13 protein-coding genes are annotated in these 20,661 nt (G+C 64.5%); 6 read left to right on the top strand and 7 right to left on the bottom strand.

Features of this window, described 5'->3' with window-relative positions:
* Window positions 1-78: 78 nt before the first annotated feature.
* The 4 genes from carB to BLU39_RS11095 form a co-directional block, all read right to left on the bottom strand.
* Window positions 79-3,315: a carbamoyl-phosphate synthase large subunit gene (carB, locus tag BLU39_RS11110; RefSeq protein WP_092712883.1), complete on the bottom strand. Its 3,237-nt coding sequence runs from the start codon at window positions 3,313-3,315 to the stop codon at window positions 79-81.
* Window positions 3,308-4,486 (bottom strand): glutamine-hydrolyzing carbamoyl-phosphate synthase small subunit, encoded by a 1,179-nt coding sequence (gene carA, locus BLU39_RS11105; protein ID WP_092712881.1) that lies wholly within the window; start codon window positions 4,484-4,486, stop codon window positions 3,308-3,310. The genes carB and carA overlap by 8 nt, the downstream gene beginning before the upstream one ends.
* Window positions 4,487-4,781: 295 nt before the next feature.
* A complete protein-coding gene (locus BLU39_RS11100; RefSeq protein WP_092712878.1) occupies window positions 4,782-5,189 on the bottom strand; it encodes a GlcG/HbpS family heme-binding protein in 408 nt (135 codons plus the stop codon).
* A 59-nt stretch (window positions 5,190-5,248) separates the two neighbouring features.
* Window positions 5,249-6,160 carry a patatin-like phospholipase family protein gene (locus BLU39_RS11095; RefSeq protein WP_092712876.1) on the bottom strand — a complete coding sequence of 304 codons (912 nt, stop codon included), beginning with the start codon at window positions 6,158-6,160 and terminating at the stop codon, window positions 5,249-5,251.
* A gap of 195 nt (window positions 6,161-6,355) precedes the next feature.
* On the opposite strand from BLU39_RS11095, the gene BLU39_RS11090 reads away from it, so the two are divergent.
* The 3 genes from BLU39_RS11090 to BLU39_RS11080 all read left to right on the top strand — a co-directional run bounded on the left by BLU39_RS11090 (window position 6,356) and on the right by BLU39_RS11080 (window position 10,482).
* Entirely contained in the window at window positions 6,356-6,652 is a 297-nt protein-coding gene (locus BLU39_RS11090) for a barstar family protein (RefSeq protein WP_092712874.1), read from the top strand.
* Window positions 6,653-7,004: 352 nt separating this feature from the next.
* On the top strand, window positions 7,005-8,711 hold the full coding sequence (gene leuA, locus BLU39_RS11085) for a 2-isopropylmalate synthase (protein ID WP_092712872.1): 1,707 nt from the start codon (window positions 7,005-7,007) through the stop codon (window positions 8,709-8,711).
* A 169-nt stretch (window positions 8,712-8,880) separates the two neighbouring features.
* Window positions 8,881-10,482 (top strand): methyl-accepting chemotaxis protein, encoded by a 1,602-nt coding sequence (locus BLU39_RS11080; protein ID WP_254788949.1) that lies wholly within the window; start codon window positions 8,881-8,883, stop codon window positions 10,480-10,482.
* A gap of 5 nt (window positions 10,483-10,487) precedes the next feature.
* Here BLU39_RS11080 and egtB read toward each other — a convergent pair whose 3' ends face one another.
* Window positions 10,488-11,720, bottom strand: coding sequence for an ergothioneine biosynthesis protein EgtB (egtB, locus tag BLU39_RS11075; RefSeq protein ID WP_092712870.1), 1,233 nt, complete (start codon window positions 11,718-11,720; stop codon window positions 10,488-10,490).
* Between the two features lie 8 nt (window positions 11,721-11,728).
* The gene (gene egtD, locus BLU39_RS11070) at window positions 11,729-12,721 is read right to left on the bottom strand and encodes an L-histidine N(alpha)-methyltransferase (RefSeq protein WP_092712868.1); all 993 of its coding nucleotides are present in this window, start codon (window positions 12,719-12,721) and stop codon (window positions 11,729-11,731) included.
* A gap of 310 nt (window positions 12,722-13,031) precedes the next feature.
* Between egtD and BLU39_RS11065 the strand changes: the two genes are divergently transcribed.
* The 3 genes from BLU39_RS11065 (at window position 13,032) to BLU39_RS11055 (ending at window position 19,933) form a co-directional block, all read left to right on the top strand.
* Window positions 13,032-13,724: an ABC transporter ATP-binding protein gene (locus BLU39_RS11065; protein ID WP_092712867.1), complete on the top strand. Its 693-nt coding sequence runs from the start codon at window positions 13,032-13,034 to the stop codon at window positions 13,722-13,724.
* A gap of 180 nt (window positions 13,725-13,904) precedes the next feature.
* The gene (locus BLU39_RS11060) at window positions 13,905-14,192 is read left to right on the top strand and encodes a hypothetical protein (RefSeq protein ID WP_034757399.1); all 288 of its coding nucleotides are present in this window, start codon (window positions 13,905-13,907) and stop codon (window positions 14,190-14,192) included.
* Between the two features lie 272 nt (window positions 14,193-14,464).
* On the top strand, window positions 14,465-19,933 hold the full coding sequence (locus BLU39_RS11055) for a CHAT domain-containing protein (RefSeq protein ID WP_092712865.1): 5,469 nt from the start codon (window positions 14,465-14,467) through the stop codon (window positions 19,931-19,933).
* Here BLU39_RS11055 and BLU39_RS11050 read toward each other — a convergent pair.
* On the bottom strand, window positions 19,866-20,627 hold the full coding sequence (locus BLU39_RS11050) for a GNAT family N-acetyltransferase (RefSeq protein ID WP_046683713.1): 762 nt from the start codon (window positions 20,625-20,627) through the stop codon (window positions 19,866-19,868). The genes BLU39_RS11055 and BLU39_RS11050 overlap by 68 nt on opposite strands.
* Window positions 20,628-20,661: the final 34 nt, after the last annotated feature.

Here is a 20,661-nt window from a genome sequence, read left to right as displayed (position 1 = left end):
GCTCTGCACGGAACTCTGTGGTTGATAAGCATGCAGTGTACCGCCTAACGGCGGCCACTGCAAATGACACGCGGGCTGTTACGCTTGCTGCAGGGTCTTGTGCAGGCCCTGCAAATCGTACACACGCAGCTCATCGAGATGACGGATGCCTTCGACGGCCGCTTCCGCGCCGGCGATGGTGGTGTAGGTCGTCACGCGCGACGCCAGGGCCGAGGTACGGATGGCCCGCGAATCGACGATGGCGCTGCGTTTTTCTTCTACGGTGTTGATCACCAGCACGATCTCATGGTTCTTGATCATGTCGACCACGTGCGGACGGCCTTCGATCACCTTGTTCACTGGCGTGACGGCGATGCCGGCAGCAGCGATCACGGCGGCGGTGCCCTTGGTGGCAACCACGGTGAAACCGGACTCGACCAGGTCGCGCGCCACTTGCACGGCGCGCGGCTTGTCCGACGCTTTCACGCTGATGAAGACCTTGCCCGATTTTGGCAGGTTGACGCCGGCGCCCAGTTGCGATTTCACAAACGCTTCGCCGAAGGTCAGGCCTACGCCCATGACTTCGCCCGTCGATTTCATTTCAGGACCCAGGATGGTGTCCACGCCAGGGAACTTGACGAACGGGAACACGGCTTCCTTGACGCTGAAGTAAGGCGGCACGACTTCCTGCGTGATGCCTTGCGACGCCAGCGACTGGCCGACCATGCAGCGCGCGGCGATCTTCGCCAGTTGCAGACCGGTGGCTTTCGAGACGAAAGGCACGGTGCGCGAGGCGCGCGGATTGACTTCCAGCACGAAGACGACGTCTTTCATCTGGCCATCGATCTCTTGCTTCTGGATCGCGAACTGCACGTTCATCAGGCCGACCACGTTCAAGCCCTTGGCCATCAGCGCCGTCTGGCGCTTCAGTTCTTCGATGGTTTCCGGCGCCAGCGAGTATGGCGGCAGCGAGCAAGCCGAGTCGCCCGAGTGGACGCCTGCCTGTTCGATGTGTTCCATCACGCCGCCGATGAACGTCGTTTCGCCGTCGGAGATGCAATCGACGTCGCACTCGATGGCGTCGTTCAGGAAGCGGTCCAGCAGCACCGGCGAATCGTGCGAGACCTTGACGGCTTCGCGCATGTAGCGCTCGAGGTCGCGCTGCTCGTGGACGATTTCCATGGCGCGCCCGCCCAGCACGTACGATGGACGCACGACCAGCGGGTAGCCGATTTCCTGCGCCAGCGCCAAAGCGTCGGCTTCCGTGCGCGCGGTGCGGTTAGGCGGCTGGCGCAGTTCCAGCTTGTGCAGCATCTGTTGGAAACGCTCGCGGTCTTCGGCCGCATCGATCATGTCGGGCGAGGTGCCGATGATCGGCACGCCGTTCGCTTCCAAGTCCAGCGCCAGTTTCAATGGCGTCTGGCCGCCGTACTGCACGATCACGCCGACCGGTTTTTCGATGGCGACGATTTCCAGCACGTCTTCCAGGGTCAGCGATTCAAAATACAGGCGGTCGGAAGTGTCATAGTCGGTCGACACGGTTTCCGGGTTGCAATTGACCATGATGGTTTCGTAGCCGTCTTCGCGCATGGCGAGGGCAGCGTGGACGCAGCAATAGTCAAATTCGATACCCTGGCCGATACGGTTCGGGCCACCGCCCAGCACCATGATCTTTTTCTTGTCGGTCGGGTTCGATTCGCACTCTTCGTCGTACGTGGAATACATGTACGCCGTGTCGGTCGAAAACTCGGCCGCGCACGTGTCGACGCGCTTGTAGACGGGACGGATGTTCAGCGCATGGCGCTGCTGGCGCACGGCCGTGTCGGTCGTCTGCAGCAAAAAGCCCAGGCGGCGGTCGGAGAAGCCCTTCTGTTTCAACTTGTACAGGGTGTTCTTGTCCAGGTTTTCCAGCTTCTGCGTGTCGAGCCACAGTTCCAGGTCGACGATTTCCTTGATCTGGATCAGGAACCATGGGTCGATCTTGGTCAGCTGGTGCACTTCTTCCAGCGTGAAACCTTGGGCAAACGCGTCGCCCACGTACCAGATGCGCTCAGGACCAGGCTCGCCCAGCTCTTCTTCGATCTTTTCGCGGTCCTTGGTCTTCTCGTTCATGCCGTCCACGCCCACTTCCAGGCCGCGCAAGGCTTTCTGGAACGACTCCTGGAAGGTACGGCCGATGGCCATCACTTCGCCGACGGATTTCATCTGCGTCGTCAGGTGGTGGTCGGCGGTCGGGAATTTCTCGAACGTGAAACGGGGGATCTTCGTGACGACGTAATCGATCGATGGTTCGAACGAGGCCGGCGTGGCGCCGCCCGTGATTTCATTGCGCAGCTCGTCCAGGGTGAAACCGACGGCCAGCTTGGCGGCGATCTTGGCGATCGGGAAGCCCGTCGCTTTCGAGGCCAGGGCCGACGAACGCGAAACGCGCGGGTTCATCTCGATGACGATCATGCGGCCATCGACGGGGTTGATCGAAAATTGCACGTTCGAGCCACCGGTGTCGACGCCGATCTCGCGCAGCACTGCCAGGGAGGCATTGCGCATGATCTGGTATTCCTTGTCCGTCAGGGTCTGCGCAGGTGCGACGGTAATCGAGTCGCCCGTGTGCACGCCCATCGGGTCGAGGTTTTCGATCGAGCAGATGATGATGCAGTTGTCCGCCTTGTCGCGCACCACTTCCATCTCGTACTCTTTCCAGCCCAGCAACGATTCTTCGATCAGCAGCTCTTTCGTCGGCGATGCTTCCAGGCCGCGCTTGCAGATGGTTTCGAATTCTTCTTCGTTGTAGGCGATGCCGCCGCCGGAACCGCCCATGGTGAACGATGGACGGATGATGGTCGGGAAGCCCAGGGTGCGTTGCACGGCCCACGATTCTTCCATCGAGTGCGCCACGCCGGAACGGGCCGAACCGAGGCCGATCTTGGTCATCGCGTCCTTGAACTTGGAACGGTCTTCGGCCTTGTCGATGGCTTCCGGCGACGCGCCGATCAGCTCGACGTTGTATTTCGCCAGCACGCCATTGTTGAACAGATCCAGCGCGCAATTCAGCGCCGTCTGGCCGCCCATCGTCGGCAGGATCGCGTCAGGACGCTCCTTGGCGATGATGCGCTCGACGACCGACCAGGTGATCGGTTCGATGTAGGTGACGTCGGCCATTTCCGGGTCCGTCATGATGGTCGCAGGATTGCTGTTGACCAGGATGACTTTGTAGCCCTCTTCGCGCAGGGCCTTGCACGCTTGCGCGCCGGAATAATCGAATTCGCAGGCCTGGCCGATCACGATCGGGCCAGCGCCAATAATCAGAATACTTTTAATATCTAAACGTTTAGGCATTTTTCTTTTTCTCCTCCGCAGCCATCAGGTTGATGAAGCGGTCAAACAGGTAAGCAACATCCATCGGGCCCGGCGACGCTTCAGGGTGGCCCTGGAAGCAGAAGGCCGGCTTGTCCGTGCGGGCGAAGCCCTGCAGGGAACCGTCGAACAGCGATTCATGGGTCACGCGGCAGTTCGCGGGCAAGGTTGCCGCGTCGACTGCGAAACCGTGGTTTTGCGAGGTGATCAGGACCTGTTTCGTTTCCAGGTCTTGCACCGGGTGGTTGGCGCCGTGGTGGCCGAACTTCATCTTCAAGGTTTTCGCGCCGGAAGCGATGGCCATGATCTGGTGGCCGAGGCAGATGCCGAAGGTCGGGATGCCCTTCTCGATCAGTTCCTTGGTGGCCGCGATCGCGTAATCGCACGGCTCCGGGTCACCGGGACCGTTCGACAGGAAGATGCCGTCCGGGTTCAACGCCAGGGCGTCGGCGGCCGTCGCTTGCGCGGGCAGCACGGTGACCTTGCAGCCGCGCGCCGTCAGCATGCGCAGGATGTTGCGCTTGACGCCGTAGTCGAAGGCGACCACGTGGTATTTCGCGTCGGCGTCGGCCAGCTGGCCATAGCCTGCCCCCAGGGTCCATTCCGTTTCGCGGTATTCGTAGGCATCCTTGCTCGATACCACCTTGGCCAGGTCCATGCCGGACAGGCCGGGGAAGGAGCGGGCCAGTTCCAGCGCTTGCGCGGCGGATGGCTCGTTGCCTTGCGTGCCGACGAGGATGGCGCCGCCCTGCGCACCTTTTTCACGCAGGATGCGCGTGAGCTTGCGTGTATCGATGCCGGCGATGGCGACGATATTTTCAGCTTTCAGGTAATCGGACAGGGAGAGCGTGGAACGGAAACTGGATGCCAGCAATGGCAGATCGCGGATGATGAGGCCGGCGGCGTGTACCTTGGAAGATTCGACGTCTTCCGGGTTGACGCCCGTATTGCCGATATGGGGATAGGTCAGGGTGACCATCTGGCGGCAATAACTTGGGTCGGTAAGGATTTCCTGATACCCGGTCATCGAGGTGTTGAAAACAACCTCGCCCGTAGTATGACCGGCGGCACCGATCGAAAAACCTTTAAAGATCGTTCCATCAGCAAGCGCTAATATGGCTGGAACGGCAGGGCCAGAAAAAAATGGCGGCAAGGGCAACTCCTGATAAAGTTACCGTAGCTGCGCCACGTCAGACCGACCGCCTAGATACCCGAGCCAGATGCACTCAGGGTGTTTCAACGGTCATTTTGAATGAGGGGATGGGTAGTCGCTACGGTATATGTGTGATTGGCTAAACCTTTGAATTATAACCAAAAGGAAGCTTTTCCACAAGGAAGAAAATACAGAAGCCCCGGCATTTTTTTGCACAGCAGCATAAATCCCCCGCCCCATGAAAAAAGCCGCCCGGCTTGCGCGGAGCGGCTTGCAAAGCAATATCGGTTACTACTTAGGCCGTCAGAGCGGCGATGCCCGCTTTGGCGATTTGCGCATCTTCCGCCGATTTCACGCCCGAGACGCCGACGGCGCCCACGTAGTGGCCTTCGTACACGATAGGCACGCCGCCTTCGAGCAAGCCGTCGATTTCCGGTGCGCTCAGGAAGGACACGCGGCCGCCATTGATCATCTCTTCATAGATGCGCGATTCGCGGCGGCCCAGTGCGGCCGTCTTCGCTTTCGATGGAGCGATGTGCGACGAGATCGGCGCCACGCCATCCATGCGCTGCAGCCACAGCAGATGGCCGCCGTCGTCGACGATGGCGATCGTGACCGCCCAGTTATTCTTGACCGCTTCCGCTTCGGCGGCGGCAGCGATTTTCTTTACGTCGTCCAGTGTCAAAATCGGTTTCGATTGCATGGTGCATCCTTGTTATGTTGAAACAAAATTGTATACGAAATGCGCGGTGGCGCTATCGCTTACTGCTCGCGCTTCGCTTTCAGCTTTTGCTTGAGCTGCGCCATCACGGCAAAGGTCGCCTGCTCGCCCGCCAGGATGGCCTGGTTGCGGCTGTTGAAATCGTTGCCCTTCATGGTGCCCAGGCTGGGCTGGATCACCACGTCGGCATCCTTGAGTTCAAACTGGTTGATGCGCTGGCCCATGATGGCGAACGTCTGCATCAGCACCTCCATCGAGCTGATGGCCTTCTGGGTATCCGTTTGCGACGAAATATTCACGGCGATGATGAAATCGGCGCCCATGTCTCGGGCAAAGCGCACGGGCACGGGAGCGACGAGGCCGCCATCTACATAAGTGTGACCGGCGATCGTCACGGGCTGGAATACGCCGGGCACGGCCGACGAGGCGCGCACGGCCATGCCGGTATTGCCGCGCTGAAACAGGATCGGCTGGCCATTCTTGAGGTCGGTCGCCACCACACCAAATGGAATCTTGAGTTTTTCCAGCGGGACGCCGCCGACGGCCTTGTTGACATAGCTTTGCAGCGCCTCGCCTTTCAGCACGCCGGACGACTTGCCGAACAGGGGCAAGGCCCAGTCGGAAATGGCCGCCTCGTCCATGTCGAAGGCCATCTTTTGCAGGGCGAAGCCGGAATTGCCCGCCGCATACATGGCGCCCACCACGCTGCCGGCGCTCGTGCCGGTGACGATGTCAGCCTGGATGCCCTGCGATTCGAGCGCCTTGATCACGCCGATATGGGCGAAACCGCGCGCCGCGCCGCCGCCCAGCGCCAGGCCGATCTTGATCTTGCGCGGCGTCACGGCCATCGGTTCGGGAGGCGTCAGCACCTGGACGGGTTTCGGGGCGGTGGTATCGCAGCCGGCCAGCACAAAGGCGGCCAGGGCAAGCAGGGTCAGGCGTTTAGGGAACATGGTGGAGAGTGGGAACCGCGCGCGGCAGTGGCAATAAAGGAGAGCCGATTGTAGCGCAAGCGGGACCACCGGCACTGAAGGCGGTCTTAAATGTTGATGGTGACAAGGTCCAGGAGAAGCGTGCGCGCCGCCCCTGCTGCTAGACTGGCGCCTGGTTTATTTACTTGCTCCCACTAAGTCAGAACATCAAACAGCATGAATCGACAAGCCCTTGTAACAATCGACTTGAGCGAGATCAGCTCGCCGCGCCAGCTGCATGCGGCCTTGGCGGCCGCGCTGGCTTTCCCATCCTTCTACGGCATGAACTGGGATGCATTCTGGGACGCCATCACGGGCCTGGTGGACATGCCGCAACGGATCGAGCTGCGCGGCTGGCCGGCCTTCGCCGCGCGCCTGCCCCACGAAGCGGCCACCCTGCAGCGCATCCTGACGCGCATGGCGCAGGATACGCAAGATGCGCCGGACGGAGCGACACACGTGCATTACCTGTAGAACGGAAACGCTTGACAGCCAGGCCCGACTTCCCTTACATTGAGTGTATGTCCTCCTTCAAACATCCATCCCCTTCCCTGCTGTCGCTATCGCGACTACACCTAGCACGCGCATAAGTTTGCCGCTTTGCTTCGCCTGGCCACACGCCGGCATGTTTCAAAAACCCTGGAAGGTTTGATGATGTTTGCACCATCCCCATTCGTACACGTAATTCCCACTGCGACCGCCCCCGCTGGCATCGCAGCCGCTCTGCTACCGCTACCGATCGCTTGCCTGGCCTAGTGTCTCGTGGCCGCCCGGCAAGCTTGCGCTACAACCATTGATTTCCCCCTATCTTCAGGAGTACCCGATCATGATGTTGCAAAACCCAGCTTCCAAATACCGCGCCTTTCCTCCAGTTAAATTGACCGACCGTCAATGGCCGAACCAGATCATCAGCAAACCGCCTATCTGGATGAGCACCGACTTGCGCGACGGCAACCAGTCGCTGATCGAGCCGATGAGCGCGGAAAAGAAGCTGCGTTTCTTCGAGATGCTGATCGCCATCGGCCTGAAGGAAATCGAAGTGGGCTTCCCATCGGCATCGCAGACGGATTTCGATTTCGTGCGCAAGCTCGTCGATGAAGGCCGCATCCCGGACGACGTCACCATCATCGTGCTGACACAGTCGCGTGAAGAGCTGATCCGCCGCACCGTGGAATCCGTTGTCGGCGCCAAGCGCGCCATCGTCCACCTGTACAACTCCGTGGCGCCCGTGTTCCGCAAGGTCGTGTTCGGCATGTCGCGCGAGGAAATCACGAATATCGCCACCACCGGCACCACCCTCGTCAAACAGCTGGTGGCCCAGCATCCGCAAACGGAATGGGGCTTCGAATACACGCCGGAATCGTTCTCGACGACGGAACTCGATTTCTCCAAGCATATCTGCGACGCCGTCAGCGCCATCTGGAAGCCGACACCCGCCAACAAGATGATCATCAACTTGCCGTCGACCGTGGAATGCAGCACGCCGAACGTATATGCGGACCAGATCGAATGGATGTCGCGCAAGCTGGCGCGCCGCGATTCCATCATCATCAGCGTGCACCCGCATAACGACCGCGGCACGGCCGTCGCCTCGGCAGAACTGGCCGTGATGGCGGGCGCCGACCGCGTGGAAGGCTGCTTGTTCGGCAATGGCGAGCGCACCGGCAACGTCGACCTGGTGACCTTGGCGATGAATTTGTACACGCAGGGCGTGCACCCGGGCCTGGATTTCTCCGACATCGACAGCGTGCGCAAGTGCGTGGAGGAATGCAACCAGTTGCCCGTCCACCCGCGCCACCCGTATGCGGGCGACCTGGTATTTACGGCCTTCTCCGGCTCGCACCAGGATGCAATCAAGAAAGGTTTCGCCAAGCAACAGCCGGACAGCATCTGGGAAGTGCCGTACTTGCCGATCGACCCGGCCGACCTGGGCCGCAGCTACGACGCCGTGATCCGCGTCAACAGCCAGTCCGGCAAGGGTGGCATGGCGTACTTGCTGGAACAGGAATACGGCCTGGTCTTGCCGCGCCGCCTGCAGATCGAATTCTCGCGCGCCGTGCAAGCCGTGGCCGACGCGACGGGCCGCGAGATCGCCGCGCAGGATATCCATGACATCTTCCAGAAGGAATACCTGGAGCAGACGGCGCCGTACGCCTACGCTTCGCACCGCATGGTGGAAGACACGAGCAGCGACGAATCCGTGCAGATCGACATCAGCCTGTCGCACCGCCAGACGCCGCTGGCCCTGCAGGGCGGCGGCAACGGCCCCATCGACGCCTTCGTCAACGCGCTCGGTCTCGACATCAAGCTGATGGATTACCATGAACACTCGATCGGTTCCGGCGCCAATGCGCAAGCGGCTTGCTATGTGGAATTGCGCCTCGATAACGGCCCGACCCTGTTCGGCGCCGCCATCGACAGCAATATCGTCACCGCCTCGTTCAAGGCCGTCCTGTCGGCCGTGAACCGCCGCATCAAGCAGACGGACGCCGAAAAAACAACAGCGGCCGACGTGACCGCCAGCGCCGCCTGAGCACGGATCAAGCATCCCTCATAGGGAGAAAAAGCGGTACGGCTTGATCGCCGTGCCGCTTTTTCATTTCTATTGGGCAATTAGTAGTGCAAATCAGGTATCACCGACCGTATAATCGTTTCATAACAAGACCACCGGAGACAGATCATTAGCTACCGAGGGAATCAGTATGAAATTGACGGACATGAAGATAGGCACGCGCCTGGGTGCGGGTTTTGGCGTGGTGCTGCTGCTGATGGCAGTGCTGGTAGGCACGGGCCTGTTCCGGCTGGACAAGATCGGCGCGCTCAGCGAAGCCATCATCGAGAAAGACTGGGCCAAGGCCGACGCCATCGCCACCATCCGCAGCACGACGCGGTCGAACGCGGCACTGGTGCTGGAACTGTTCATCCATGAAGATCCGGCCCGCGCCAGCGCCATCCACGGCGAAATCGACGCCAACAAGGCCACCATCACCGATGCGCTGGCCATCCTCGAGCGCCTGATCGTACTGCCTGAAGGCAAGGAACTGCTGTCCATCTTGAAGCAGCAGCGCAAGGCCTATGTCGTCTCGTTCAGCCAGGCCGACAAGCTGCTGGTGGCGGGACAGCGTGCGGAAGCGGCCAAGCACGTGCGCGACGATACCCTGCCCGCCCTGAACCAGTTGCAAAAGACGGTGAACCGCCTGAACGATATCCAGCGCGGCGTCGTCGTGCATGGCGGCCAGCAAATCCAGCAGAATATTTCCGCAGCCAATATGCTGATGGCCAGCCTGGGCACGGCCGCCCTGCTGCTGGGCGTGCTCTTTGCGTGGCGGGTCACGCGCTCGATCACGACGCCGATCGCGTATGCCCTGCGCGTGGCGCAAGCCGTGGCCGGCGGCGACCTGAGCAGCAAGATCGTGGCCGACGGCAAGGATGAAGCGGGCCAGCTGCTGCAGGCGCTGCGCGACATGAATACCAACCTGGCCACCCTGGTGGGACAAGTGCGCGGCGGCACGGGCACGATAGCCGTGGCGTCGAGCCAGATCGCCAGCGGCAATGCCGACCTGTCGGCCCGCACGGAAGCACAGGCCAGCGCGCTGGAAGAAACGGCCTCGTCGATGATCGAACTGACGGGTACCGTGCGCAGCAACAGCGACAATGCGCGCCAGGCCGATAACCTGGCCCGCTCGGCGTCGAAAATCGCCCAGCGCGGCGGCTCGGCCATGACGGAAGTGGTCGGCACCATGGACGCCATCAACGCGTCGTCGCGCAAGATCGTCGACATCATCGCCGTCATCGACGGCATCGCCTTCCAGACGAATATCCTCGCCCTGAACGCGGCCGTCGAGGCGGCCCGCGCCGGCGAGCAGGGACGCGGCTTTGCCGTGGTCGCATCCGAAGTACGCAACCTGGCGCAAAGGTCGGCGGCGGCGGCCAAGGAAATCAAGGAATTGATCGCCGACTCCGTCGACAGGGTCGGCCAGGGCGCGCTGCTGGTCAGCCAGGCGGGCGCCACGATGGATGAAGTGGTGGCCAGCGTGGGGCGGGTCAGCGCCATCGTCGGTGAAATCAGCGTCGCCAACCACGAGCAGAGCGAAGGCATCGAGCAAATCAATGCCGCCATCATGCAGATGGACCAGACGACGCAGCAGAATGCGGCCCTCGTCGAGGAAGCGGCCGCGGCGGCGGCGGCCATGCATGAGCAGGCGGGCGAGCTGGAAACCCTCGTCAGCCAGTTCAAGCTGGAACAGAGCGCCAGCGCCAAGGCGCCGGCCCGCCCTGCCCCGTCCCTCCCGCGCTTGAACTAAACGGGCTATTCCACCTGGCGCGCCAGGCGAACGCCGGAAAATTGCCAGCGCGCGCCGGCCGGGAAGAAATTGCGGTAGCTGGCGCGCGCATGGCCGGCCGGCGTGGCGCAGGACGAGCCGCGCAGCACATACTGGTTCAGCATGAACTTGCCGTTGTATTCACCGAGCGCCCCGGGCGCCGTGCGGTAGCCCGGATACGGCGCGTAGCTGCTGCTGGTCCATTGCCAGCAGTGGCCGAACATTTGCCGCAATCCCGTTCCCGGCGCGCCCGCCGCTGGATGCAGCTGGCCCACTTCCACGGCGACGCCTTGCGCCGCCAGCTCCCACTCCGCTTCCGTCGGCAGGCGCGCGCCAGCCCAGTGCGCATAGGCGTCCGCCTCGAACAGCGACAGATGCGTGGCCGGCGCAGCCGCATCAAGCGGGCGCAAGCCATATAAAGTGAACTCCTGCCAGCGGCCGGCCTCGTCGCGCTGCCAGTACAGCGGGCACTGCAAGCTTTGGCCGCGCACCCAGTCCCAGCCTTCGGCCAGCCACCAATGCGCCGTGCGGTAGCCGCCCGCCTCGATAAAGGCGAGATATTCGCCATTCGTCACCAGCGCGCTGGCCAGTTCGAACGGCGCCACGTACTGCGGGTGGCGCGGCAATTCATTGTCGAAACAAAAGCCATCGCCCGCATGGCCGATCTGCGCCAGGCCGCCGTCAAAGGCGAGCCAGGCCGTGGGCTGCGCAGCTTGCGGCGCTGGTGGCGCGGCGTTGTCCAGGTAAGCGGGAAACAGGGCGCTCTGCGCCAGCAGGTGCTTGACGTCCGTCAACAACAACTCCTGGTGCTGCTGCTCGTGCTCGAGGCCCAGCGCCAGCAGCATGGTCAGCCGTTCGCGCTCGTCGCGCGCCAGTTCGCCCGCCAGCAGGCGCGCGATGCGTGCATCGACGTTGGCCCGGTAGGCGCGCACCTGCGCCATGCCGGGGCGCGTCAGTAAGCCCCGCTGGGCACGCGGGTGCTTCTCGCCCACGCCGTTGTAATACGAGTTGAACAGTACTCGGAAAGCCGGGTGGAAGGGAGCGAACGCCGCTTCCATGCTTTCCAGAATAAACGTTTCGAAAAACCAGGTCGTATGCGCGAGATGCCATTTCACGGGACTGGCGTCCGGCATCGACTGCGCGCCGCAATCCTCGTCGGACAGCGGTTCGGCCAGCAGCAGCGAGTGCTGGCGCACCTTGTTGTAGTGATCGATCAGCATCGTCGCCTTTAGTCTCTAATTACACGGGCGTAGATAACGGCAAACCACTGCTGCGGGTCCGTCCAGACTTGCACGGTGGAAAACCCGGCCTGTTCCAGCAAGCCGACGAAGGTGGCGCGCGTGTATTTGTAGCTGTCTTCCGTATGGATGCGCTCGCCTTTCGCGAAGCGCCGCTGGCCGCCTTGCCAATGGACAAGCTGCTCGCTGCGCGCTTCCAGGTGCATCTCGACGCGGCGCTCGTCGGCATTGAAAAAGCCATGGTGCTGCCACGCACGCACGTCGAAGTCGGCGCCGATCAGCCCGTTCACGTGTCGCAACATGTTCAGGTTGAAGGCGGCCGTGACGCCCAGCGCATCATCATAGGCCGCGTCGAGGATGGCGTCATCCTTGATCAGGTCGACGCCGATCAGCAGGCCGCCATCGCCGTCCGCATTCGCGCGCAGGCGGCGCAAGAAGGCGGTCGCTTGCTCGGGTGCGAAGTTGCCGATGGACGAGCCGGGATAAAAGAACAATCGCCGCGCTTCGCGCACGCTGCCCGGCAAGTCCAGGCGGCTGGAGAAATCCAGGCCCAGGCCCGTCATCTCGATGTGCGGGAAGCGCTGCTGCAGCCGGCTCAAGGATTCGCTGAGAAACTCATAGGAAATATCCACGGCCACATATTGCGCCGGGTGCAGCAAAGGGAACAGGCTGGCGGCCTTGGCGCAATTGCCCGCGCCCAGGTCGATCAGGGTGCTGCCCGGCCCCACGGCATGGGCGATCTCGGCGCCATGGCGGGCGAAGATGGCCGCCTCGGTGCGCGTCGGATAGTACTCGGGCAAGGCGCAGATGGCTTCGAACAGTTTCGAGCCCAGCGCGTCGTACAGGTATTTGGGCGAGGTCCAGGCATCGCGCGCCAGCAAGCCCGCGCTGATCTCGGCTATCGTGGCAGGAGTGGCGCTGGCCGCTTCGGCGTTGCTGGCGGGATACAAATCGGACTGCTGTTGCGCAAGTGGCATGGTCATGGGCTGGCGTCATCTATCAAGGTTCACGAAGGGCTTGCACGGGCGGCCACCGGGCGCGCCGCCCTGCCGCAGCGGTCTGCGGGCGCCTTTGCCGATGACTTTTTCCCATCATAGCGGAATCCGCGCAAGCCAGCCGTGCGGCAGGTAACTTAAGGTCAAACGGCCTGCGCACAGAAAAATTGGTATTGCCAAGCAAAAAGCATAAGCCTGTCGTATACTACACATTGCCGGCCAAACAATCCGCGCGCCATTGCAGTTCCCAGGCCCCCCTCTCCCCCGCGTGCCTCCCTTTACGATAGCCGTTAACACCATGCTCGAATTGCGCCATCTGTCGAAGTCCTATGCCAATGCCCGTCCCGTGCTGGCCAACATTTCCTGCCGTTTCAAGGCAGGGGAATTCATCGCCATCATGGGCGACTCGGGCGTGGGCAAGTCGACCTTGCTGAACCTGATCGCCGGCCTCGATACGCCCGATGCGGGTGCCGAAGCGCACCCTATCCTGGTGGACGGCATTGCCATGTCCAGCCTCGATGACGCCGCCGCGACCCGGCTGCGTCGCGCCCGCATGGGCTTTATTTTCCAGGCCTTCCACGTCTTGCCGCACCTGACCCTGCAGCAAAACGTGGCCCTGCCGCTGCTGCTCAACGGACTGCCCCAGGAGCGTGCCGCCAGCATGCTCGAGGCCGTCGGCCTGGGCGGACGCGGCGACGACTTTCCGCAGCAGTTGTCGGGCGGCGAAATGCAGCGCGTGGCCATCGCCCGCGCGCTCGTGCACAAGCCGGCGCTGGTGCTGGCCGACGAGCCGACCGGCAACCTCGACCCCGATACGGCGCACAGCATCCTGCAATTGCTGCGCGCCGAGATCAAGGCCAACGGCAGTTGCGCGATCATGGTCACGCATTCGCTGGCCGCCGCCGAAATGGCGGACCGGACCATGATTTTGACGAAAAGCGGCTTACAAAATACAACAATCGTCAACCAAATTGATCAAACAATCAGTTAATTTAACTGACCATCTGTCACAAGTTTTGTTATCGTAGTATTATTGAAAACACTTGCCTGGTTATCAATGTTGTAACGCGCATGTTGTCACGTCACCCAGACAGCCGTACTGCGATGACGAAACTTTAGCCGGGACCGCATACAGTGGTCCCGTCCCTTGCATAACCTGAAGGAGGAGTAAATGAACGTTCGGCAAAAGAAGCTGGAAATGATTGAGGCGATGAACCGGGCCCGTGCGCTCGAACCATCGAGTTTTGTTCCCAACAAGCTGCTCGATACCTTGATCGAGAAGCTGAACTTGAAAAATGACGCGGAACTGTGCCGTGTCCTGGAAGTTCAGCCCCCCATCATCAGCAAGATTCGTCACGGCAAACTGTCGGTTGGTGCGACGATTTTATTGCGCATGCATGAAAAATCGGACATCACCATCCGCGAACTGAAGGAACTGTCCGCCACGCCAGTCCATTGAACCACCCGCTGTTGTAATGCCATGCCAGGCACCCAGGTCCCCGGCGCCATGAACTTTTGCCATACAATTCGCGTAGTTCGCCCATCGCACCGCATCCGGGCACGATAGCGAAGAGACCCAGCCCAAACCATGCTGACCGTTTCTCTGCCTTCCCGCTCCAGCAAGCCCCCTCCCAGCTTCTCCCCCAGCATTTCCACGCATACTTGATCTGACACAACACGCATAGTCCGCGCAGGCATCAAGGTCAGCTTTTAACCAGCGATCCCAACCGCATGTCCAGCGATCCCCTTGCGCCGCCCGTGCTGCGCCTGACGCTCACGCGCGATCCCCTCGCCAGCGCCGGCGACTGCCCCGCCGCGCCCGGCTGGCATGCCGAAACCCACGTGCTGTCCGGCGCGCGCGGCATCGGCAGCTGCCGCACCGTGCTCGATATCGGCGCGGACGACGTGGTGCAGCTGCTGCTGTGCGACGGCAGTTCGCTGCTGGCCGGCAGCCTCGACCTGCCGCGCTACCTGGGGCCGGCCACGGTGGCGCGCGACGGCGCGCCCGCCAGCATCGAAGTGGGGCTGGCCTTGCGCCCGCAGGCGGCGCGCCAGCCGCCCGGCGCCAGCCGCGACGGCCTGGGCGCCTGGATGCTGCGGGCCGTGCGCGTGTACCGCTGCGGCGCCGCCGCCATGACGGCGCTGGCGGCGGCGGGCGCCTTCCAGGACCGCCAGCTGGAACAGCGCCTGGGCCTGTACCGCTGCGGCATCGAGGCGGGCGGCATGACGGCCGTCGCCAGCCTGCCCGCCGGGCCGGAACCCGTGCTGCTGCTGTTGCACGGCACGGCCTCGTCGACCCGGCGCAGCTTTGGCGGCCTGTGGCGCAACGGCCTGGCGCCGCCGCTGGCGGCGCAGTACGGCAACCGCATCTACGGCTACGAGCACCGCAGCCTCAGCGACAGCCCCATCGAAAATGCGCTGGCCCTCGTGCGCCAGCTGCCGCACGGCGCCGTGCTGCACCTCCTGAGCCATTCGCGCGGCGGCCTGGTGGGCGAACTGCTGGCGCGCGCGCAGCGCATCGACAGCCGCGGCGCCGTCGACCTGGCTGGCGACAACCTGGAACGGCTGAGCGAAAACACGGTGGGCGGCGAAGCGTTCAACAGCCACGATATCGAACACTTCACGGCGCAGGGGCGGCTGGGCGGACGCGGCGGCTACGACGAAGATGCGGCGCGCCTGCGCGAATTGAGCGTGGAACTGAAGACGCGCGCCATCCGCATCGCCCGCTTCGTGCGCGTGGCCTGCCCGGCGCGCGGCACCACCCTGATGTCGGGCCGGCTCGACCGCTGGGCCAGCGTGATGTTCAACCTGCTGCTGCACGGCGGCATTCCCGACGGCGCCATGGCCTTCCTGCTGGCCTTGGTGCGGCAGCGCTGCGACGCGCGCATCCTGCCCGGACTGGAAGCGATGATGCCCGACTCGCCGCTGGTGGCCCTGCTCAATGCGCCCGATGTGCGCGTGGCCAGCCCGCTGCACGTGCTGGCCGGCGCCTGCAGCGGCGATGGCCTGCTGGGCTGGCTGGGCGACTGCCTGGACGGCCAGCTGTACGGCGGACAGAACGACCTCGTGGTCAATTGCGCCTCGATGGCCGGCGGCGCCACGCGCAGCACGCCGGTGCGGCAACTGCTGCTGCGCGGGCCGCACTCGCACCACCTCAATTACTTCGAGCGCGCGCCATCGAGTCAGGCCGCCATGCAGGCGCTCACGGGCGACGAGACGGCCTACCAGCCCCTGCCCGGCATCGAACACGGCCCCCTGGCGCGCGGCGGCGAAGTGCCGAAACGGCGCGCGCACGCGCCCATCGTGCTGCTGCTGCCCGACATCATGGGCAGCCACCTGCAAGTGGGCAGCAACCGCATCTGGTTCGACCCCGTCAACCTCGTCGAAGGGCGCATCGAACGCCTGGCCGTGGGCCAGTCGCACATCGTCAGCGCCGGCTGGATCGAATCGTGCTACGAGCCGTTTGCCCGCTTTCTCGCGCAAAGCCAGGAAGTGCGGCCCTTTACCTATGACTGGCGTTTGTCGCTGCAGGACTCGTGCCGCGCCTTCCTGCCCGTGCTCGACGACGCCATGCGCGACGCGGAACAGCGCGGCCAGCCGCTGCGCATCGTGGCCCACGGCATGGGCGGGCTGGTGGCGCGCCTGGCCCTGAAAGACCGCTGGCAGCGCTTCGGCGCCCTGCCCGGCAGCCGCTTGCTGCAGGTGGGCACGGCCAACCGCGGCACGCAGGCGATGGTGCAGGTACTGCTGGGACGCGACCGGCTGGTGCAGATGCTGGCCTGCTGGATCAGCTGGAAGCACACGCGGCGCCAGTTTCTCGGCTTCGTGCGCGCCTTTCCCGGCGTGCTGGACATGCTGCCGTGGCCGCAACCGGGCGGCGTCGATTATTTTGACGCCGCCACGTGGGCACAGCTGGCCGCCGGCGACGCGCAAGCGGGCCTGCCCGGCGGCTGGCAGGCGCCCGAGGCCCAGGCGCTGGCCGCGTCGCGCGCCACCGTCGCCCTGCTCGATGCCGCCCCGCTCGATCCCCGCCTTTGCAGCTACCTGGCCGGCTGCGCCGACACGCCCGTGGCGCTGCGCCTGCGCGATGACGGCATCGAGACGGCCTGGTCGCCCGATGGCGATGGCCGCACGGCCTGGCAAGGCGCGGTGCCGGACGGCGTGGTCGCCTGCTACCTGCCGGTGGCGCATGGCGACCTGCTGCTGCAAAAGGACTACTTCCCGGCCATCGCGCAGCTGCTCGACAACGGCCAGGACGCCGCCCTGCCCCGGCACCCGCCGCATGCGCCCGGCGGCGCCCCGCCCCGCTTCCATCCGTACGCGCCCGAGGCGACGCCGCTATACCCGCAGCCGCAGGAACTCCTCGACGCGGCCCTCGGCGCCGCCGGTCCCGCCAGCGCGCCGGAGAGCAGCGCGGCGCAGCTGAGCCTATCCGTCATCCACGGCAGCATGGCTTCGGCCGACGCGCCCGTCATGAGCGGCTGCTACGCGTCCGAATCGCTGCGCGGCAGCATGAGTTTTCTCGACCGCCTGCTGGCGGGCAAGCTGCAGGAAATCCACGCGCTCGGGCGCTTTCCGCAGCGCCCCGACTCCGCCCTCGTGGTGCTGCAGCCCGATGCGGCGCGCCGGCCCGGCGGCGCCATCGTCATCGGCCTGGGTGCGCTGGGCGAGCTGACGCCGGGCGAACTGGCGCGCGCCTTTGCCGGCGGCCTGCTCGAATACGCGTGCGTCTGCCTGCAGGTGCGCGCCGCCGGCCACGTGGCCGCGCCGCCGATGGGCGAACACGGCTTGCGCGTGGCCAGCCTGCTGTCCGGTTCCGGCTATGGCGGCTTGAGCATCGCCCTGTGCGCGCGGGCCCTGATCGACGGCGCGCGCAGCGCCAACCGGCGCCTGGAAGACGCGGGCATGGCGTGCCGCATCGGCCACATCGCCATCTACGAACAGGCCGAGGCGCGCGCCATCGCGGCCGCCGTGGCCATCGAACAGATCATGGCCGAAGCGCGCTACCAGGGCAGCTTCACGTTCGAGCGGCGCATCCGCCACAGTCCCGGCGGCTACCGGCGCATCCTGCCCAGCCTGAGCGGCGACAATGGCTGGCGCCGCGTGCAGATCGTCGCCGCCGACCTCTCCGGCGCCCTGCGCTTCACCGTGCTGACGGACCGCGCCCACAACAGCGTCGACGAGGAGCCGAACCAGCGGCAAGCCGTCGATGGCCTGATCATGGACGCCACCGACAACACCACCGACCAGCCGGGCCTGTCGCGCGCCCTGTACGAACTGATGCTGCCCAATGGACTCAAGGCGGCCATTCCCGAGATGCGCGGCCTGATCCTGGCCGTCGACCAGAGCGCCGCCATCTATCCGTGGGAGCTGATGCGCGACGAGGCGGGCAGCGAAGAAAGCCCGCTGTCGACGCGCATCGGCATGGTGCGCCAGCTGGCCAGCCTGCGCGAGCAGCCGTCCGCCGTCAGTCCGCCCAGCAACAGCGTGCTGGTGATCGGCGACACCGATTCCGGCCTGCCCGAGCTGCCCGCCGCACAGGCCGAGGCGCAGGACGTGGCGCGCATGTTCGGCGCGTACGGCTACCAGGTGCGCGAGCTGCTGCGCCCGCAGGCCCAGCGCGTGCTCGTGCACCTGTTCGACGAGCGCTATTTCGCCATCCACCTGGCCGGCCACGGCGAAGTGGCCGGTCCCGGCATCGCCCATACGGGCCTGGTGCTGGGACCGAAGACACGGCTGACGGCCGCGCAGGTGGGTAAATTGAAGCGCGTGCCGCAGTTCGTCTTCATCAATTGCTGCCACCTGGGCGACATGCGCCCGGACGCCATCGCGCCGTGGTCGAAACTGGCCGCCAGCCTGGCCACGGCCTTCATAGAAATGGGTTCGCAGGCGGTGATCGCGGCCGGCTGGCGCATCGACGACCAGGCGGCCAGCATCTTCGCGCACAGCTTCTATCACGCCATGCTGAGCGGCGAATATTTCGGCGACGCCGTGCGCTTGGCGCGCGAGGCCGCGTACCTGCGGTTCCCGGCCTCGAATACCTGGGGCGCCTACCAGGCGTATGGCGACGACCGCTACCGCTTTCCGAACACCCAGAGCCGACCCTGGCAAGCGCCCGACTACCACTACCACGGCCATTTGCTGGCCGACCTGGAAACCCTGCACGCGCGCCTGGCCGGCGCCGATCCTGCGCGCCGCGCGGCCATCGAGGAAAAACTGGGCGGCATCGAGGAAGCCGTGCGCGCGCGCTTCTTCGGCTGCGCCGACATCCGCGAAAACATGGCCGCCACGCGCGCCGGCCTGGGGGGACTGGAGAACACCCTGCGCGCCATCGAACACTACCGGGCTGCACACAGCGCGGCCGACGGCAAGGTGGGCTTGCGCGCGCTCGCGCACTGGGCGGAACTGGAAATCAGCCAGGGCGCGGCCCTGTGCGGCATCGATGCGGGCGCCGGCATCGAGGTGCCGGCCGTGCCCGATATGACGCAGGGACGGCAACTGCTGCAGGATGGAAAACAGCATGTCGACCTGCTGGTGGCGCTGGCGCCCACGGCCCAGCGCCTGGCCCTGCTGGGACGCTACTGGGCCTTGCAGGCGCGCCTGGCCTGCCGCGAAGGAAACTCGGGCGCGCCGGCCCTGCGCGCCATGACGGACGCCTGCCTGGCCGCGCTGGAAGAAGCGCGGCGGCGCAGCGGCGCGGCCGACTGCGACCTGATTTTCCAGGTGCTGGCGGGCGCCCTGCTGCTGAAAGCCCATGGCGACAACGGCGCGTGGCGCGCCCTCGATCCGCAGCTGGGCGACCTGCTGCACGACGCCATCGCCTATGCGCGCCAGCGCCACGCGGACGAACACCGCGCCATCGACGCCGGCGCTCCCGTGCGCGCCGCCCTGCTGGCGGCCCTGTGGCAGGTGCCGGACGGCCAGCCCTTCGACGCGCCCGCGCGCGCCGCCTTCCTGGCCCTGTACCACGACGCCGTGCGGCGCCACGGCAGCATCGGCGAACCCGAAGCGATCACGGCGCCGCTGCGCTTCCTGCTTGAACTGCTGCCGCCGGGCAGCCCGGACACCGGCCTGCGCAGCGCCGTGCAGGCGCTGGCCGGCCAGCTGCAGGCTTCACTGCCCGGCAATAAGCTTAGCCAGGCACCACGCCATAATGGCGCGCATAGCGTTCGTCCAGATTCGCCAGCGGCATCATCATGAACATGTCGGCGCTTTCAAAATCAGGATCCCAGGCCGGTTCGCCGCAAATCCAGGCGCCCGAACGCAGATAGCCCTTGATCAGCGGCGGCACTTGCGGCTTGTGCGCCGCTTCCACCTGGTGGATGGGGAAAGGCAGGTGCGGCGTGACGCGATACTCGCTCGGAGCCATGTGCTTTTCCGCCAGCGCCTGGTACACGGCGACGGCGTTATGGCCGCCATCGGCCAGGCTGATGCTGGCGCAGCCGACCAGGTAGTCGCAGCGCTCGCGGCGCATGTACTCGGCCAGGCCAGACCACAGCAGCATGATCACGCTGCCGCCCCGGTATTTCGGGTGGATGCAGGCGCGGCCCGCTTCGACCATGCGTCCGCGCAGGTTCTTCAGGCGGCTCAGGTCGAACTCGTTTTCCGAGTACAGCCGGCCGATCTTGGCGGCCTTGGCCGCGCTCAGCACGCGGTAGGTTCCCACCACTTTCAGGGTATCGGCGTCGCGCACGATCAGGTGATCGCAGTGCGCGTCGAATTCATCGCTGTCGAGGCCATCGGCATTGGCCAGCGACGTCAGGCCCATGGTCTCGATAAACACCTTGTAGCGCAAACGCTGCACTTCGCGCAATTCCGCCGCTGTCGTGGCCTGGCTCAGCACCAGTTGGACCGGCCGGGCCTTGGCTTCATTTGATGCGATTATGTTTTGCATGGTTTCATCCCTGTGATCAAGACGACTCCAGCGT

The sequence above is a fragment of the Janthinobacterium sp. OK676 genome (assembly GCF_900103595.1).
GTDB lineage: Bacteria > Pseudomonadota > Gammaproteobacteria > Burkholderiales > Burkholderiaceae_D > Janthinobacterium.
Note: the sequence above shows the minus strand (reverse complement) of the source record. Positions and strands in the feature narration are given on the sequence as shown.

Coding starts and splice junctions, on each gene's coding strand:
- BLU39_RS11050 (WP_046683713.1), bottom strand. CDS start 20,627: ATGCAAAACATAATCGCATCAAATGAAGCCAAGGCCCGGCCGGTCCAA.
- BLU39_RS11095 (WP_092712876.1), bottom strand. CDS start 6,160: ATGTTCCCTAAACGCCTGACCCTGCTTGCCCTGGCCGCCTTTGTGCTG.
- BLU39_RS11100 (WP_092712878.1), bottom strand. CDS start 5,189: ATGCAATCGAAACCGATTTTGACACTGGACGACGTAAAGAAAATCGCT.
- leuA (WP_092712872.1), top strand. CDS start 7,005: ATGATGTTGCAAAACCCAGCTTCCAAATACCGCGCCTTTCCTCCAGTT.
- BLU39_RS11055 (WP_092712865.1), top strand. CDS start 14,465: ATGTCCAGCGATCCCCTTGCGCCGCCCGTGCTGCGCCTGACGCTCACG.
- BLU39_RS11090 (WP_092712874.1), top strand. CDS start 6,356: ATGAATCGACAAGCCCTTGTAACAATCGACTTGAGCGAGATCAGCTCG.
- BLU39_RS11060 (WP_034757399.1), top strand. CDS start 13,905: ATGAACGTTCGGCAAAAGAAGCTGGAAATGATTGAGGCGATGAACCGG.
- egtB (WP_092712870.1), bottom strand. CDS start 11,720: ATGCTGATCGATCACTACAACAAGGTGCGCCAGCACTCGCTGCTGCTG.
- egtD (WP_092712868.1), bottom strand. CDS start 12,721: ATGACCATGCCACTTGCGCAACAGCAGTCCGATTTGTATCCCGCCAGC.
- BLU39_RS11080 (WP_254788949.1), top strand. CDS start 8,881: ATGAAATTGACGGACATGAAGATAGGCACGCGCCTGGGTGCGGGTTTT.
- carB (WP_092712883.1), bottom strand. CDS start 3,315: ATGCCTAAACGTTTAGATATTAAAAGTATTCTGATTATTGGCGCTGGC.
- BLU39_RS11065 (WP_092712867.1), top strand. CDS start 13,032: ATGCTCGAATTGCGCCATCTGTCGAAGTCCTATGCCAATGCCCGTCCC.